This window comes from Marinobacter sp. LM1, from assembly GCF_042763285.1.
Lineage (GTDB): Bacteria > Pseudomonadota > Gammaproteobacteria > Pseudomonadales > Oleiphilaceae > Marinobacter > Marinobacter nauticus.
In genome coordinates this window covers 2,746,041-2,763,006 of the sequence record NZ_CP114373.1, presented here as the reverse complement: position 1 = coordinate 2,763,006, position 16,966 = coordinate 2,746,041, and the positions used below count along the sequence as shown (strand labels likewise).

Below are 16,966 nucleotides of genomic sequence, written 5' to 3'. Positions count from 1 at the left end.
AGATAAGGTATACACTGATAAGCAAGTCGTTTTATTGAAGTCTGTACATTCCTGTCGCGCACACCACTGGGAGAGCCGCGTTGAGTACCCGCTATCTGGAAAGCCTGTTCAATCCTGAATCCATTGCCGTTATTGGCGCCTCTGAGCGCGCTGACAACCTCGGGGGTATGGTGTTGCGGAACCTGCTGGGCGGCGGCTATCCGGGCCGGCTCGTGGTGGTCAACCAGAGCGACTACGAAAACGTGCACGGGGTGCCCTGTGTGCGCAAAGTGTCCAAACTGGATTTCAGTCCGGACCTGGCGATTATCTGTACCCCGCCGGACACGGTGCCGAAAATGATCCGCAAGCTGGGTGAATGCGGCGTGCGCACCGCCATTGTAATGACCGGCGGTATGTCACGGACCCACAGTAAAACCGGCCAGCCATTGATGTATTCGGTGCGGGATGCCGCCCGGGAAACCGGTATCCGCGTGCTGGGCCCCAACACTATCGGTTTGATGGTGCCGGCGCGGCATCTGAACGCCACCTATGCCCATATGGGGGCCATTCCCGGCCGCGTTGCCTTCGTGGGGCAGTCCGGCACCATTGCCAGTTCGGTGCTGGACTGGGCTTTTGCCAGGGGGGTGGGCTTCTCTTACTTCCTGACCCTGGGTGACGGCATGGACATCGATCACGACGACCTGATCGACTATCTGGCCCAGGACACCCAGACCCGGGCGATTCTTCTGCACATTGAAAACATCCCCAATCCCAGGCGTTTCATGTCAGCGGTGCGGGTGGCCTCCCGAACCAAGCCTGTGATTGCGGTGAAATCCGGACGGGTGCCCGAATCCGAGTGGTTTACCCATGCCTTGCCCGCTGGTATCAAACGCAGCGACCCGGTCTACGATGCCATGCTTCAACGCGCCGGTGTGTTGAGGGTGGACGGGCTTGGCCAGATGTTTGATGCCCTGGAAACCCTGACCCGGATGCGCCCGCTGCGTCGGGAATCCCTGGCCATCATGGCCAACGGCGTGGGCCCCGGCGTATTGGCGGTGGACCGGCTGGCGGATCTCGGCGGTGAACTGGCGGAGCTGTCGGAAGATACGGTCAGGGAACTGGGAGAACTGTTGCCGCCGTACTGGACCCGCAAGAACCCCATCGACCTGAACTATGACGCCACGCCCGAGCTCTATGGCAAGGCCATCAAGATTCTGGCGAAGGACCCTAACGTGGCTAACGTACTGGTGATGTACGCACCCACACTGATCGAAGACAGCCTGCAGATTGCCGATTCCGTGGTGCAGGCGTCCAAGGGCACCCGCCTGAACATCTTTACCTGCTGGTTGGGGCAGAGCACGGTGATGGATTCCCGGGAAGAGTTTTACCGGGCTGGGCTGCCATCGTTCTTTAACCCGGAAAAAGCGGTGATGGCGTTTATGCAGCATGTTCGGCATCAGCGCATTCAGCGGCTGCTGACCGAGACGCCCGAATCGTTTACAGACCACTTCGCCGACCGGGCCAACACCCGCAAACTGGTCGCCAGGGCCTTGCGGGATGGCCGGCGGCATCTGTCCAACCGGGAAGCCCGGCGGGTGATCTGCGACTACGGCATCAATACCATTGAAACCGTTTACTGTGATGACGTGGAAGAGGTGCTGGAGGTCTTCGCAGTCGAGCGCCGCCCCATTGATGTAACTGTTATCCACGAAGATGTGTGTTATCCGTTCCTGGATCTGAGCCCGACCCAGCGCCGCTATAAGGGCACGGTCAAAAAGCTCAACAGCGAACAGGTGATCATCGACAGCTGCCGCTTCCTGATGGACGAATATCGGGAGCATTTCCCGAAAAGCGGCTTCCTGGGTTTTGCCGTCCAGCGTTCCTACCAGCATGTTGGCGGCATCGAATTCAGTGTGGGGATCACCCGTGATGAGGTCTTTGGGCCATTGGTGGTTTGTGGGGCAGCCGGTGCCCAGATCAACATCATGACTGACCGCCAGATAGCCTTGCCGCCGTTGAACATGGTGCTGGCCCGCGAGCTGCTGCGGCGCACTTACATGTACAAACTGCTTAAAGAACACAGCCTGAAGCCGGAAGAGGATATCCGGGCAGTGTCCGAAACCCTGGTGACGCTGTCACAGATTGTGATCGATATACCGGAGATCAAGGGCCTGGAAATCTCGCCGTTGTTGTTCAATGAGCAGGGCGCCGTTGCTGTAAACATCGCCATTGACCTGGATGAACATCCGGTCAAGCCCATTATCCAGCCCTACCCGCGAGAGCTGGAGGAGTGGCTGGTATTGCCCAAATCCGGTCGCCGCGTGATTATTCGCCCGGTGCTGGCGGAGGATGAGCCTGCCCACCGGCTGTTTCACGAGCATCAGTCTCCGGAATCCATCCGTTACCGATTCTTCCAGTACCGCAAGCATTTTTCCCGGGAAGACGTGGCCCAGATGGTGCAAATCGACTATGACCGGGAAATGGTGTTCATCGCCAATGCGCCCCGTGAAGATGGTGAAGGCGAAGAGACCCTCGGTACGGTGCGTACCTGGACCGATGCCGACAATCTGCGTTGCGAGTTCGCCGTCATGGTAGATGACCGGATGAAAGGCGAAGGCCTGGGTGTGGCCCTTATGCAGAAGATGATTGATTATTGCCGTGCCCGGGGCACCATGGAAATGATCGGCAATGTGTTGCCGGACAACCGGCCGATGTTGCAGCTGGCCGAGCATCTGGGGTTCGAAATCAAATACAACCCGGAGGAAGAAGTGATGGATCTGCGGCTGGTATTGAACGAGCCGCAGAAAGACTGGCAGAAGGAACGGCTGGGTAAAGGGGGGCATCTGTAGCCCTCCGTTCCTTTACTCCTCGACGATGGCGGAGCGATCTTCTCCGCCCAGGGCTTCCAGCAGCCCGGGAATCAGCCGTGACAGCTCCAGAGTCATGATGGTGAAAGCTGCATCAAACTTGGCCAGGGCGTCGTCGACATCGACGTCGTCCAGCTGCTCTTGCAGGGTTTCACCGAATTTCAGCCGGCGTATGCCCAGCTCTTCATCCAGCACGAACGAGACATTGTCGTCCCAGGTCAGGGCCAGCTTGGTCACCTGCATTCCGGCTTCCAGGTGGTTGCGGATCTCGTCGGCTTTGAGATCGAGGCCTTTGCAGCGTACCACGCCGCCATCTTCTGACGGGTCTTTCAGTTCGCATTCGCTGCCCAGCGTAATATTGGCCGGGTGATCAATGCTTTCGTTCAGCCAGCCGGTGAGGGTGAAGGCGGGGGATTGCTCAACCGCAGGCGGGCGCACAGGCAGTGATCCCAGGCTTTTGCGCAGGGTGGAGGCAAGGTCTTCGGCCTGTTTCGCGGAGCCGGCATCAACCACCAGCACGCCGTCCTGAGGGGCCAGGTAAGCAAAGCATCGGCGGTTGCGTGAAAACGCCTGGGGCAGCATTTCCAGCATCACCTGTTCTTTCAGTTCGTCTTTTTCCTTCCGGCGCACCTTTCGGCCCTGCTCCAGCTCAATGGCTTCGGCACGCTCTTCCACAGCCTCCTTCACCACTGGCCCGGGCAGGATCTTCTCTTCTTTTCTCAGGGCAATCAGGTGATAACCGTTGGCGCTGTGCACCAGTTGGTCGCCATGCTTACCCAGGGGCGGAACCCAGCCCTGGCGATTGGTTTCCTGAGGACCACAGGGTTTGAATGCGTCCGCCTGGAGTTTCTCTTCCAGCGCTTCTGCGGAAATATCGAAAGGTTTGGTGAAACGGAAAACACGGGCATTACGAAACCACATGGGTCTGAATCCTTGCGTCAGGTCGGAGCTTGTCGAATCGAAAAAAGGGGAAGGGATGATACGGCTACCAGGCGGTAGCCGTAAAGTGACGGCAGGCCGGTCAGATCTGCATAACCTCCACCAGCACGGTTTTCACGATAAAGCCGACAACACCGGCGCCAAGCACGGTGAACAGGGCGATGGTGCCGAATTTGCCGGCCTGGGATTTCTTGGCCAGATCCCAAACAATGAAGCCCATCCAGGCAATAAGGCCGGTCAGAAACACCAGCATGGCGATCTGGGAAAATACTGCTTCGTTCATTGCTACTCCGATATCAACATATGTCTGAAGGTGTTAAACACAGGTCGGAAAACCGCCTGACTACTGCTCGTCCCGCAGGAAAACCCAGTTGTTGTTATCGGATTGGTCTTCGCTGAAATAGTACCCATCCAGGTTGAAGCCTTTGAGATCATCAGCCTGGGTAATTCGATTCTGGATGGCGTAACGGCACATCAGCCCCCGGGCTTTCTTGGCGTAGAAGCTGATCATCTTGTACTGGCCGTTTTTCCAGTCCTTGAACTGGGGGGTAACGAGGCGGGCGTCCAGGTGTTTTTTCTGCACGCTCTTGAAGTATTCGTTGGAGGCCAGATTCACCAGCACCTTGTCGTCGCTGGCCAGGAGCTGGTTCAGGGCCTCGGTAATCTTGCTGCCCCAGAACGCGTACAGGTCTTTGCCCCGGGTATTTTCAAACCGGGTGCCCATTTCCAGTCGGTAGGGCTGCATCAGGTCCAGCGGTTTCAGCAGTCCGTAGAGGCCGGATAGGATCCGCAGGTGTTTCTGGGCAAAACTGAAATCCTCATTACTGAAACTCTCGGCATCCAGACCGGTATAGACGTCGCCCTTGAACGCCAGAACGGCCTGTCGGGCATTATCCGGCGTAAACGGTGTGTGCCAGGTCTGGAAGCGCTCGGCGTTCAGTTGCCCGAGTTTGTCGCTGATGCTCATCAGGTTGCTGACCTGATGTGGTTCCAGCTCTTTGAGTTGGTCAATCAGTTCACAGGCATCGTCCAGGAAATCCGGTTGAGTATGGGTTTCCGTTGCCAGGGGGCTCTCATAATCCAGAGTCTTGGCAGGGGAGATGATCATCAGCATGTCAGAGGATCCTCATTGCAGAAACGTGAGTAACTGGTCCCTGGTGAACGGCCAGTCCAGCTCCGCTCCGGTGTCGTTGCGGCGCAGCACCGGGATGCGGGTGCCGTAGCGCTCCACCAGGGCTTCGGACTGGGCAATGTCCACCACATCCACCGGAATGGGCTCGGGCATCGGGGTGCTGACCAGCAGCGCCTCTGCCAGTTCGCACAAATGGCACTGGGTTGTGGTGTAAAAAAGCAGTTCCATTATTTTTTCGGCTGCGCGTCAATTTGCTGGCCATGAACGCCTTTGCTGTCCCGGCCCATCAGATACAGGTAAATGGGCATCAGCTGCTCCGGGTCCGGGTTTTTCTTCGGATCTTCCGCCGGGTAGGCGAGCACGCGCATGCCTGTGCGGGTCGCGCCCGGGTTCAGGCTGTTTACCCGGATATTGTGGCGCTCGTCGTCCAGTTCGTCGGCGAGTAACTGGGCCAGGCCCTCAACGGCAAACTTGGAGACGGCGTAGGCGCCCCAGTATGCCCGTGCCTGCCGGCCAACGCCGGACGAGGTGAAGATCATGGAGGCGTCCTCGGATTTGCGCAGCAGCGGAATCATCGCCCGGCTCAGCAGGAATGGCGCTGTGGCATTCACGTGCATGACCTTGTTCCAGGTTTCCGGATCGTACAGCTCAACCGGGCTGCGAGCACCCAGAATTCCGGCATTGTGCAGGAGGCCATCCAGGCGACCGAAATTGTCTTCCAGGGTCATGGCCAGCTCTTCATAATCCTTGACCGCCGCCCCTTCAAAGTTCATAGGCACGATGGCAGGTTTGGGGTGGCCAGCGGCTTCAATCTCGTCGTAGACTTCCTCCAGCCGCGAGACCGTGCGCCCAACCAGGATGACGGTGGCGCCATGGGCAGCATAGGCTTTGGCGGCAGCGCGTCCGATACCACTGCCGGCACCGGTTACCATGACAATGCGGTCTTTCAGAAGATCGGCGGGTGCCTGGTAATCTTGCATAACCTGTCTCCGTAAATCAGGCCGGACCAGGCCTTGCTCAGGCCGGTCGAAAATAATTGGGCGCTATTGTAACAGCTTTGTCAGGTCGCTGACGGTATCGGCAATCCGGTCGGCTTGCCACAGGTCAACCGTCTCCGGTTGCTCTATATAGCCGTAACGTACTGCGATGGTGTGCATTCCGGCGTTCCGGCCCGCTTCAATGTCCCGTTCGTGATCACCGACATAGACAGATTTTATCGGCTCCACCTGAATCTGCCGGCAGGCCAGCAGCAGTGATTCCGGGTGCGGCTTGCGTTCGGCCACGTGGTCCGGGCAAATCAGAGCGGCACAGCGTTGCGCCAGGTCCAGGGCTTCGATCAGGGGCACCGCGAAGCGTGCGGGCTTGTTGGTGACGATGCCCCAGGGAATGCCCCGGCTCTCAAGGCTGCTCAGCAACACGTCCATGCCCGGGAAAAGGGTGGTTTCAACGGCTACACCGAGTTCATAGAGATCGAGAAAGGCTGTGTGCTTTTCCGGATAACCCTCGTGTTCCGGCTCCAGCCCGAATCCCACCCGAATCATCGCCCGGGCGCCATTGGAAACCGAGCGCCGGATCTGTTCTGCGGGCAGTGCCGGCATGCCGTGTTGCTGTCGGAGCTGGTTCAGGCAGCGGATGAAATCCGGGGCGGTGTCGATCAGGGTGCCGTCCAGGTCGAAGAGCACCGCCGCCGGTGTCTGCTCAGTCTTCACGGGTATCCCGGGCATGCATCAGGTAATTGACGTCGACATCCCGCCCAAGCTTGTACACCTTGGTGATGGGGTTGTAAGTCATGCCGGTGAGTTCGCGGACTTCCAGCCCGGCATGGCGAAGATGGTCGGACATCTCCGAGGGGCGGATAAACTTCTTCCACTCATGGGTGCCCTTGGGCAATAGGTTCAGAACGTACTCTGCACCGACAATGGCGAACAGGAACGACTTCGGGTTGCGATTGATGGTCGATACGAACATGTGGCCACCGGGTTTCAGCATGCTGGCACAGGCTCGAATAACCGATGCCGGGTCGGGCACATGTTCGAGCATTTCCAGGCAGGTAACCACGTCATACTGACCGGCATGTTCAGGATCCCGCGCCAGTTCCTCGATGGTGGTCTGGCGATAGTCCACTTTCACGCCGGACTCCAGGCCATGGAGCTTGGCTACCGACAGTGGCGCCTCGCCCATATCGATACCGGTAACATGGGCGCCCCGCAGTGCCATGCCTTCGGACAGCAGCCCGCCGCCGCAGCCAACATCCAGAGCCCGTTTACCGGCCAGCGATACGCGTTCGTCGATGTAATTCAGCCGCAACGGGTTGATGTCGTGCAGTGGCTTGAACTCGCTGGTAGGGTCCCACCAGCGGCTGGCGAGCGCCTCGAATTTGGCAATCTCGTTCTGGTCTACGTTCTGGTTGTTCATGTTCGGGGTTACTCCGGATAATCAGCTGAGAATCTGTTTGCGCCATTCGTTCACCCGCAGAACCAGATCTGGTACGTCGATGCGGGTAAGTCTGCCATCCTGTAATTGTGGTACGCCATGAATCCAGCTGTGGCTTACTGCCCGGCCGTGGTTGCTGTAGACCAGGTGTGAAGCGGGATCGTAGACCGGCTGCAGATAGGGGTCGCTCAAATCAACGGCGATCAGGTCCGCCAGTTTGCCTGCCACCAGGGAGCCGATGTCCTGATCCCGCCCCAGGGCACGAGCACCACTGAGAGTTGCCATCTCCAGCGCCTTGTGAGCCGACAGGGCAGCGGCATCGCCGGCCACAGCCTTGGCTACCATTGCGGCGGTTTTCAGTTCGCCGAACAGATCCAGATCGTTGTTGCTGGCGGCGCCATCGGTACCGATGGTGACATTGATATCGTGATCCAGCAGTTTCTGCACCGGACAGAACCCGCTCGCCAGTTTCAGGTTGGACTCCGGGCAATGGACAACATGGGCGCTGGTCATTTTCAGATGAGCCAGGTCGGATTCGTCGATCTGGGTCATGTGTACGCATTGCGTATTGGCACCGAGAACACCCAGGTCTGCCATACGCGCCAGTGGTCGTTGCCCGCTGGCTTTTACCGCTTCCGCTACTTCAAAGGCGGTTTCGTGCAAATGCAGTTGAATGGCTGCGCCGGTTTGCTGCGCTAATTCCACGGCGGCGCCCAGAGGACCGTCGGAAACGGTGTAAGGGGCGTGGGGCCCAATGGCTGGCATGATGTAGTCATCCCGCTGCCATTGTTCAATTAGGTCCGCACCTTTGCGCAGGTATTCTTCTGGCCCTGAACCCCATACCGTTGGCATATCCATCAGAGGAAAGCAGATCTGTGCACGCATGCCGGTGTCGTGGGCTGCCTGGGCAGTCACTTCCGGGAAGAAGTACATATCCGAAAACGTGGTGGTGCCGGTGCGGAGCATCTCTGCCATGGCCAGGCGCGTGCCGTCTGCCACGAACTGCTCGCTGACAAACTTGCCCTCTGCAGGCCAGATATGATCATTCAGCCAGGTCATCAATGGCAGGTCGTCAGCCAGGCCCCGGAACAGGGACATGGCGGTGTGGCCGTGCAGGTTGATCAGCCCGGGCAGGACAACATGCTGGTTCAGGTCGAGGGTTTCCCGTGTGCGATAACTCTGGTCTGCCTCAGCCTGCGGCACGATCGCCAGAATTCGGCTGCCTTGAAGGATCACGGCCTGGTGTTCAAGGACAACCCCGAAGGGTTCGACGGGAATCAGCCAGCGGGCGTTGATTCGGGTATCGGCTGCGGTGATGGTTTCTGCCGTCATTAACCTGCCTTGCGGGTTCGGGGCACCGGAGGCGCCTTGAAATTCAATGGGCAAGTATAACCAGCGCGGTCAGGCAGAACTACCCCGGTGGCGGCCGCTGCGCTGCGATTTTCCAGACATTCATCAAGCCTCTTCAAATCAGGGCAGTCAATCTGGTTTGATAGGGCTATACTCGCTGTTTTTCTTTGGTTCGGGAGTTGTTTATGGCAGGTCGATCTTCCAATCGTTCCATCGGGACGGTAGCAATGCGCTGGCACGGAGACAGGCTTGAATTGCTGGATCAACGCCTGCTCCCGGCGGAGGAGCACTGGATTGTTGCGGATGGCGCGTCGGCGGTGGCCCAGTGCATAACGGATATGGTGGTGCGCGGGGCACCAGCCATTGGCATCAGTGCTGCCTACGGGGTGGCCCTGGCAGCCCGCCACGCAGGCGGAGGCGATTGGCAGGCCGAGATCAAACAGGCTATTCGAGTGTTGGCGAAATCCCGGCCTACGGCGGTGAACCTGTTCTGGGCGCTGGAGCGCATGGAAAAGGTGTTCCACGCCTGCCATTCTCTGGACGAAGCCACTGATCGGCTGGCGGCAGAGGCTGTTCGTCTGCATGAGGATGACCTGGCGGCCAACCTGGCCATGGCGGATTATGCGCTGGAGGTGATGAATCCCGACAAGCCTATCGCAGTGCTGACTCACTGTAACACCGGTGCACTTGCCACCGGAGGATACGGTACCGCGTTGGGGGTGATTCGCCGTTTGCACGAGGAAAAACTGTTGAAGCGGGTCTATGCCGACGAAACCCGGCCCTGGCTTCAGGGCAGCCGATTAACCGCCTGGGAGCTGACCCGTGACCATATTCCCGTTACGCTCAATGCCGATGGCGCGGCAGCGGCCATAATGGCTTCCGGCAAGGTTAAATGGATTGTGGTGGGCGCCGACCGGATAACCGCCAACGGTGATGTGGCGAACAAGATTGGTACCTATAACCTGGCGGTTCTGGCGCGGCATCACAAGATCGGGTTTATGGTGGTGGCTCCCTCCAGTACTGTCGATATGTCGCTGGAGTCCGGCAAGGATATTCCGATCGAAGAGCGGGAGGGCACCGAGGTTCGTGAAATCCGCGGGATTCCCCTGGCGCCCGCCGGCGTTCAGGTCTTCAATCCGGTGTTCGACGTGACACCGGCCAGCCTGATTGATGCCATCGTGACCGAGAAGGGCGCAGTGCGTAACCCCAACATTACCGGAATGCGCGCGCTGTTTACCTGATATTCCGTTTTGCCCCGGAGCTGGTTGCCGGCTTGTCCGGCGCTGGCCCGGCGGTCTTCATGCCAGCTTTCAGTTCTGCCACTTCCTTTTCCTGCTGTTCTATAAAATGCAGTGACATTTCAAAGCTCTGGCGGGTGAATTCCAGCACTCTGCGGAAGCCTTCATCCGACAGGTTTCTGGCATCGTCGTGCCGGCGGAAGATGTTAATGAATTCCCGTTCCCGCTCGAACTGGAGCGGAATCCGGCCTATGCCCCAATCGTTGAGTATCTGCCACACCTCGGGGTTATAGTTACGGGTGGTGCGCATGATAAACGGGATCGGATCGTTGCGGGCCACCAGGGCGGCGAGTCTCAGAATCAGCTCGAAGGAGAGGGTGGAGGTGCCATTTTCAATGGCTTCCAGCAAAGACTTGTCTTTGAGGTTCAGGGCTTCACTCATTTCCGAGAGCGTGAGGCCCGCAACTTCCCGTATGTCTTTCAGCGATTGGCCGGCTGTCAGCATGGCCCGCAACTGATCCTGAGAATTAATCAGGGCCCGACCGACCCGCAGGGAGGTGTCGGTTGCCCGGGCGCCCAGACGAAGTGCCGAACCCGTCAACCCGGCTATACGTTCCAGCATACCGTCTGGGGTTTTATCTTTCGGGCCAGAGGATTCCAAGCCCTCAGCTTCGTCCATGGAATACATGGCGTGCAGGGCGTCCAGTAGCATGTCCCTGAACACCCGGGCACGCTGTTGGGTACTCTGACCGCTTTCCCCGGACGGCTGCCCAGCCATGATTTATGGTGCCTCAGTCTTGGCCGCAAACTGGGTGGGCATCAGAATGGACGCCATACGTTGATCCAGCTCCAGCAAGTCGGCCATGATGTGTCCGCCTTCCTGGATGACGAAATCCAGTTCTTCGTCAGTGTTGTCCAGATCTGCCGCCTGTTGATCCTGCCAGTCTTCCAGAGCTTCCAGGTCTTCAAACGGTTCTTCGCCTTTCAGTTCCCTGCGGGCATTGGCGATGGTCAGGCGGGTCTGCTCGATCTGGTTGTGCTGGTTCTTGCGCTCGTCCACGTTAAGGCTGACGTAATCCATCTGTCGCTGGCGATTAAGGAACTCGATTTCCTTCTGCAGCAGCTTGAACTCCGGGTTGGTGGCGAACCGCTCTTCGTGGCGATTCCGCAGTTCGTCAATCACGCCGGTAAAGTCGAAATAGCGGGCATGGGGAACGGCCTCAATCTGGTCCCACGGCAGGGCGTGGTCCAGAGCGTCCTCACCAATTCGGGTTTTATCGATGCGCGACGGGATTTCGATGTCTGGAATCACCCCTTTGTGCTGGGTGGAACCGCCGGAAACCCGGTAAAACTTGGACTGGGTGATTTTCAATTGACCGTGGTTCAGTGGCCGAACGGCCTGAACCGTGCCTTTGCCGAAGGTTTGGGAGCCAACCACCAGGCCTCGACCATAATCCTGGATAGCGCCGGCGAAAATTTCAGAGGCGGAGGCACTCATCCGGTTGACCAGCACCACCAGAGGGCCGTCGTAGACCACGGACGGATCCTCGTCTTCCAGTACCTGAACATCGTTGTTGGCGTTACGGATCTGGACCGTGGGGCCTTCGTCGATAAACAGGCCAACCAGGTCGTTGGCTTCGTGCAGTGCGCCACCGCCGTTATTACGAAGATCCATGACCACGCCATCCACGCCGCTGGCCTTGAGTTCCTCAATCAGTTTACGCACGTCGCGGGTGGTGCTTTTGTAGTTGGGATCGCCAGCCTGCATGGCCTGGAAATCGGCGTAAAAGGTGGGGATGTTGATGACACCGATACGATAGGTCTCGCCGTTTCGATCCAGTTCAATCACGTCTTTGCTGGCGCTTTGTTCCTCCAGCTTCACCTCATCCCGCTTGATGGCGATGGTTCGCGTGATGGTCTCGTCACTGGCGTTGGCCGGGATCACTTCCAATGTCACGGTGGAATTGCGAGGGCCGCGGATCAGGTCCACCACCTCGTCCAGGCGCCAGCCGATCACGTTCACTGGCTTTTCATCGCCCTGGGCAACAGAGACGATGCGGTCGGCAGGCTGCAGCTGACCCTGCTTGGAGGCCGGGCCACCGGGTACCAGACGCACTACCTTGGTGTACTCGTTATCGGATTGCAGTACCGCGCCGATGCCCTCCAGCGAGAGGCTCATGTTGATATTGAAGTTCTCGGAGGTACGGGGCGAAAAGTAAGAGGTGTGAGGGTCCCACATACCGGTAAAGGCATTCATGTAAGCCTGGAATGCATCTTCGCTGCGGGCCTGGTAAGCGCGTTTGAGCTGGCCTTCATAGCGGCGGCGCAGCGTCTCTTCGATCGCGTCATCGTCTGCGCCGTTCAGTCTCTGGGCCAGAACCGCGTTTTTAATACGCTTCGTCCAGAGCTCGTCCAGAGCGGCTTGGTTTGCCTCCCAGGGCGCCTCGGAACGGTCGACGCGAATCCTGTCATCGGCAGTGAAGTCGAGTTGCTCAATACCGTTGTCGATGAGCCCCAGGGCGAACTTCAGGCGTTCGATAACCCGCTGTTGAACCAGGTTGTAAATATCAAAGCCCGGCTGGAGTTGGCCGGTTTTGAGCGCTGACCCCAGGTGTTTCTTGACCCGGGAAAGGGCGTCAATGTCTTCCTGGGTCAGGTAGATTCTCTGGCTGTCCAGGTAATTCAGGTAGGCATCGAAAACATCGCCGGACAGTTCGTCGCTGATGCCGAGATTGCGGAAATGAGTGAACTGCAGCTGCCGGGCAATCAGAATATTGGCGCGGGCCTGGTCAATAGTGGGCGCAACCGGCTCATACCTGGCGGAGTCATCAATCTTTGCGTAGGCGCCGGAGACAAGGAGGCCCAGGGCCAGAGCCGTGACCGCGCCTGCTTTCCGGGTGAGGGAAGTCAGGGAAGGGCGCTGCATGGAGTTTTCCGCAATGGTCATAAATGCATACCTGAAGCTGCTGGGAATCGCCACCAATGAAATTGGGGTGAATACCCGTGACTGTTCAATTTATTGTAGGCAACCGCTACACCTGTTGCCATAGGCCAGGGGTATAGCTTCGTGACAATATGTCCATATACGTTTCAGCCTGAGGCTAACTATGGGGGCGTGTGACCGGAAGTAAACTGTCGGGAGTGTGAGGGTAGAGGTGGCCGGAGGGTTTGGGCCCTCCGGCCGGCAGGGTCAGCTAAAGGTTTCGTTGCGTTCGGCTTTCTGAAGCAACAGCGATGGCGGCGTGAATCGCTCACCGTACTGGTCTGCCAGCTGCTGCGCCCGCTCCGCAAAGGCCCGAACGCCATACTGGTTGACGAACTGGATGGCACCGCCGGTCCAGGGCGCGTAGCCAATACCGAAGATGCTGCCAATGTTGGCGTCTTCCACGGTTCTCAGCACACCCTCCTCAAGACAGCGGATGGTCTCGATGGCCTGCATGAACAGGATGCGATCTTTCAGATCCTGCAGCTTCACACGGCGTGCCTTGTCCTGGTCCACGAACAGGTTCTCCAGTTCCGGCCACAGGTATTTTTTGCCCTTCTCCGGATACTCGTAGAAACCGGCACCGGCGGCTTTGCCCTTGCGTCCGTGAGTATCCACCATGGCATCGATGACGGCTTCGGCCGGATGCGGCTGCCAGGTACCGCCGGCGGCTTCCGTGTCTTTCTTGCTTTGGGCGCGGATGTGCTGCATCAGGGTCATGCTGACTTCGTCGGAGATGGCCAGCGGCCCGACCGGCATGCCGGCCAGCAGTCCGGCATTCTCGATGCTTGAGGGGTGAATGCCCTCGGCCAGCATGCTGATACCTTCGTTCACGAAGGTGCCAAATACCCGAGAGGTAAAGAAGCCGCGGCTGTCGTTCACCACAATGGGAATCTTGCCTATCTGCTGCACGTAATCGAACGCCCGGGCCAGGGTGTCATCGGAGGTTTTCTCGCCGACGATGATTTCCACCAGTTGCATCTTGTCCACCGGGGAGAAGAAGTGCAGGCCGATAAAGTTGTCCGGCTTGGCCGAGGCCTGGGCCAACTGGGTGATGGGGATGGTTGAGGTGTTGGAGGCAAAGATGCCGTTAGCGACCATTTTCGGCTCGGATTCCCGGGTAACCTTTGCCTTCAGATCGCTGTCTTCAAAGACTGCCTCGATGATCAGGTCGCAACCTTCCAGGTCGTCGGCAGAGGCGGTGGCGTTGATGCGGGCCAACACTTCGTCTTTCTGGGCTTCGGTCATGCGGCCGCGACTGACTTTCTTCGCCAGGAGATTTTCGGAATAGCGTTTGCCTTTCTCGGCGTTTTCAACCGAGACATCCTTCAGCACCACCTCAATGCCGCGGCTGGCAGTGGAGTAGGCGATACCGGCGCCCATCATGCCTGCACCCAGTACCCCGACTTTCTTGAAGCTTTCCTTTTCTACGCCATCCGGGCGACTGCCGCCGGCCTTGATGGCGTTGAGCTGGAACCAGAAGGTGCCCGTCATGTTCTTGGCCACCTGGCCGGTGGCCAGCTCGGCAAAGTAACGGGTTTCAATCAGGCTGCCATTGTCGAAATCCACCTGGGCGCCTTCCACCGCTGCTGCCAGAATCCGTTCCGGTGCCGGATAGCAGCCTTTGGTCTTCTGTTTGAGCATGGCCGGTGCAATAGCCAGTTTCTGGGCCATGGCCGGATGATGCGGAGCTCCGCCGGGGAAGCGGAAGCCTTTCTGATCCCAGGGTTGCTGGCACTTGGGATTGGCTTCGATGAAGGCCCGGGCCTTGGCGATCATGTCTTCCGGTGAGCTGGCCAGCTCATCCACGATACCGGCCTTCAGAGCGGCTTTTGGATTTACCTTCTTACCCTCCATCAGGAACGGGAAGGCGGCTTCCAGGCCAATCATCCGGGGCAGTCGCTGGGTGCCGCCACCGCCGGGCAGCAGGCCCAGGGTGACTTCCGGCAAGCCCAGTTGGGTCCGGTCATCATCAATGGCAACGCGATGATGGCAGGCCAGGGCGAGTTCCAGGCCACCACCCAGAGCGGTGCCGTTGATGGCAGCCACCACAGGTTTGCCACAGGTTTCCAGCGTACGCATATCGGCCTTCAGGCCGTTGACCATGTCTTCAAACTCTTTGGCCTGTTCGCGGGTCACTGTGTACAGCTCATTCAGGTCGCCGCCGGCAAAGAAGCTTTTCTTGGCGGAGGCAATGATAATGCCTTTGACATTATCCAGGTCGCTTTTGACCTTGTTGACGGTTTCGGTTAGTGCAGTTCGAAACTCGCCGTTCATGGTGTTCGCAGACTGGCCCGGCATGTCGATGGTCAGGGTCAGAATCTGGTCTGAACCCAGGTCGTATTGGATGGCACTCATGGTCGGTTCCTTTTTTTGAAAGTGGTGTTCAGACGCGCTCGATGATGGTGGCAATGCCCATGCCACCGCCCACACACAAGGTGGCCAGGCCGTAGCGCAGTTCACGGCGTTCCAGTTCATCCAGCAGGGTGCCGAGGATGATGGCGCCAGTAGCACCCAGCGGGTGGCCCATGGCGATGGCGCCGCCGTTTACATTCACTTTCTCGTCCGGAACGGACAGTTCTTTCTGGAAGCGCATCACCACCGAGGCGAAGGCTTCGTTCACTTCAAACAGGTCGATCTGGTCCACCGTCATACCGGCTTTCTCCAGTGCCTTGCGGGCAGCCGGGGCAGGGCCGGTGAGCATAATGGTGGGGTCTGTGCTGGTAACCGCAGTGGCAACGATGCGGGCGCGTGGCTTCAGGCCGAGTTCCTTGCCCTTGGCTTCGCTGCCAATCAGCATGGCGGTGGCACCGTCGACAATGCCGGAAGAGTTGCCGGCGTGGTGCACGTGGTTGATCTTCTCCACGTAGTGGTATTTTTCCCGGGCGACGCCGTCAAAGCCCATCTCGCCCATCATCTGGAACGAGGGCTTGAGGCCTGCCAGGGATTCGACGGTCGTGTTGCCGCGCACGTGCTCGTCCCGGTCCAGGATGACAACGCCGTTCTGGTCGGTAACTGGCACGATGGATTTGGCGAAGTACCCCTTTTCCCAGGCATTGGCGGCTTTTTGCTGGGATTTCACCGCAAAGCCGTCGACATCTTCACGACTGAAGCCTTCCAGGGTCGCGATCAGGTCTGCGCCAATGCCCTGGGGCATGAAGCCGGTGTGCAGGTTGGTTTCCGGATCGGTGGCCCAGGCGCCTCCATCGGAACCCATGGGTACGCGAGACATCGCCTCGACACCACCGGCAACCACCATGTCTTCCCACCCGGAGCGCACTTTCATGGCGGCCAGGTTCACGGCTTCCAGGCCGGAGGCGCAGAAGCGGTTCAGGGTTACTCCGGCGACTTTCTCATCCCAGTCAGCGGCCAGTGCCGCCGTCTTGGCGATATCCGCGCCCTGGTCACCCACGGCGGTGACGCAGCCCATGACGACATCATCTACCTGAGAAGTGTCGAGCCGGTTACGCTCTTCCAGAGCCTTGAGCACGGTAGTGAGCAGCGTGATCGGCTTAACGCTGTGCAGTGAGCCATCTTTCTTGCCGCGGCCGCGGGGGGTGCGAACGGCATCGAAAATGTACGCCTCGGTGGTCATATCTGTTCCTCTGATTGTTATCCGGGCTTGATTTCAAAGAGTGATAACCATAGCGGTTCAGTGTAGCCCCCGGTAATGACAGCCGCTGCCAATCCCATTGGCAAAATTGCTCAGGGACAATGACACAAACGCTTGTGACTTCTATCTTGAATAAGGATTGATCCTATAAAGCAGGCAGGTGTAACCATGTCTCTGAGAGATGCTATCGATAATTTCTACGAAAGGCTGGTGCTGGATGCGATCGATGCAACCCGGGAGGAGTCGGACACAGCGGATTATCTGACCGACGTGATGTGTGTGGCTCTGAATCGTTTGCCGGGCAGGTACTATCGGCACACCATCGATATGATGTTCTACCTTGCCGACGAGGAATTAAAGGAAATGAAGGAAAAATCCCTGGCTGCGGTCAGGCAAGCCAGGGATTTTGTACGACAGCACCAGAGAGAATGA

At 58.5% G+C, this 16,966-nt stretch carries 15 protein-coding genes; 3 read left to right on the top strand and 12 right to left on the bottom strand.

All coding sequences use genetic code 11. The features are described from left to right. Window positions 1–80: 80 nt before the first annotated feature. On the top strand, window positions 81–2,828 hold the full coding sequence (locus tag OZ656_RS12975; protein WP_011785961.1) for a GNAT family N-acetyltransferase: 2,748 nt from the start codon (window positions 81–83) through the stop codon (window positions 2,826–2,828). A gap of 12 nt (window positions 2,829–2,840) precedes the next feature. Here OZ656_RS12975 and rdgC read toward each other — a convergent pair whose 3' ends face one another. The 8 genes from rdgC to OZ656_RS12935 form a co-directional block, all read right to left on the bottom strand. Continuing rightward, window positions 2,841–3,767 carry a recombination-associated protein RdgC gene (rdgC, locus tag OZ656_RS12970; protein ID WP_011785960.1) on the bottom strand — a complete coding sequence of 309 codons (927 nt, stop codon included), beginning with the start codon at window positions 3,765–3,767 and terminating at the stop codon, window positions 2,841–2,843. Between the two features lie 100 nt (window positions 3,768–3,867). Next, a complete protein-coding gene (locus tag OZ656_RS12965; RefSeq protein ID WP_011785959.1) occupies window positions 3,868–4,068 on the bottom strand; it encodes a DUF2788 domain-containing protein in 201 nt (66 codons plus the stop codon). 60 nt (window positions 4,069–4,128) lie between these two features. After that, window positions 4,129–4,899 carry a peroxide stress protein YaaA gene (gene yaaA, locus OZ656_RS12960; protein ID WP_011785958.1) on the bottom strand — a complete coding sequence of 257 codons (771 nt, stop codon included), beginning with the start codon at window positions 4,897–4,899 and terminating at the stop codon, window positions 4,129–4,131. Window positions 4,900–4,911: 12 nt separating this feature from the next. After that, window positions 4,912–5,145 carry a glutaredoxin family protein gene (locus OZ656_RS12955; RefSeq protein ID WP_011785957.1) on the bottom strand — a complete coding sequence of 78 codons (234 nt, stop codon included), beginning with the start codon at window positions 5,143–5,145 and terminating at the stop codon, window positions 4,912–4,914. Further along, complete coding sequence (locus tag OZ656_RS12950) at window positions 5,145–5,897, bottom strand: YciK family oxidoreductase (RefSeq protein ID WP_011785956.1); 753 nt, start codon at window positions 5,895–5,897, stop codon at window positions 5,145–5,147. The genes OZ656_RS12955 and OZ656_RS12950 overlap by 1 nt, the downstream gene beginning before the upstream one ends. Before the next feature lie 63 nt (window positions 5,898–5,960). Next, window positions 5,961–6,641 (bottom strand): phosphoglycolate phosphatase, encoded by a 681-nt coding sequence (gene gph / locus OZ656_RS12945; RefSeq protein ID WP_085987369.1) that lies wholly within the window; start codon window positions 6,639–6,641, stop codon window positions 5,961–5,963. Beyond that, complete coding sequence (ubiG, locus tag OZ656_RS12940; RefSeq protein WP_011785954.1) at window positions 6,616–7,332, bottom strand: bifunctional 2-polyprenyl-6-hydroxyphenol methylase/3-demethylubiquinol 3-O-methyltransferase UbiG; 717 nt, start codon at window positions 7,330–7,332, stop codon at window positions 6,616–6,618. The genes gph and ubiG overlap by 26 nt, the downstream gene beginning before the upstream one ends. 21 nt (window positions 7,333–7,353) lie before the next feature. Continuing rightward, a complete protein-coding gene (locus OZ656_RS12935; RefSeq protein ID WP_011785953.1) occupies window positions 7,354–8,682 on the bottom strand; it encodes a TRZ/ATZ family hydrolase in 1,329 nt (442 codons plus the stop codon). A gap of 203 nt (window positions 8,683–8,885) precedes the next feature. Between OZ656_RS12935 and mtnA the strand changes: the two genes are divergently transcribed. Beyond that, window positions 8,886–9,941, top strand: coding sequence for an S-methyl-5-thioribose-1-phosphate isomerase (gene mtnA, locus OZ656_RS12930; protein WP_011785952.1), 1,056 nt, complete (start codon window positions 8,886–8,888; stop codon window positions 9,939–9,941). Here mtnA and OZ656_RS12925 read toward each other — a convergent pair. The 4 genes from OZ656_RS12925 to OZ656_RS12910 form a co-directional block, all read right to left on the bottom strand. Further along, on the bottom strand, window positions 9,934–10,716 hold the full coding sequence (locus OZ656_RS12925; RefSeq protein WP_011785951.1) for a helix-turn-helix transcriptional regulator: 783 nt from the start codon (window positions 10,714–10,716) through the stop codon (window positions 9,934–9,936). The genes mtnA and OZ656_RS12925 overlap by 8 nt on opposite strands. A gap of 3 nt (window positions 10,717–10,719) precedes the next feature. Further along, window positions 10,720–12,885 (bottom strand): carboxy terminal-processing peptidase, encoded by a 2,166-nt coding sequence (locus OZ656_RS12920; protein ID WP_011785950.1) that lies wholly within the window; start codon window positions 12,883–12,885, stop codon window positions 10,720–10,722. A 243-nt stretch (window positions 12,886–13,128) separates the two neighbouring features. Then, window positions 13,129–15,279, bottom strand: coding sequence for a 3-hydroxyacyl-CoA dehydrogenase NAD-binding domain-containing protein (locus OZ656_RS12915; protein ID WP_011785949.1), 2,151 nt, complete (start codon window positions 15,277–15,279; stop codon window positions 13,129–13,131). A gap of 28 nt (window positions 15,280–15,307) precedes the next feature. After that, on the bottom strand, window positions 15,308–16,516 hold the full coding sequence (locus OZ656_RS12910) for an acetyl-CoA C-acetyltransferase (RefSeq protein WP_011785948.1): 1,209 nt from the start codon (window positions 16,514–16,516) through the stop codon (window positions 15,308–15,310). 186 nt (window positions 16,517–16,702) lie between these two features. Here OZ656_RS12910 and OZ656_RS12905 point away from each other — a divergent pair, with 186 nt between their 5' ends. Then, window positions 16,703–16,966, top strand: a complete 264-nt coding sequence (locus tag OZ656_RS12905; RefSeq protein ID WP_011785947.1) for a late competence development ComFB family protein — start codon at window positions 16,703–16,705, stop codon at window positions 16,964–16,966.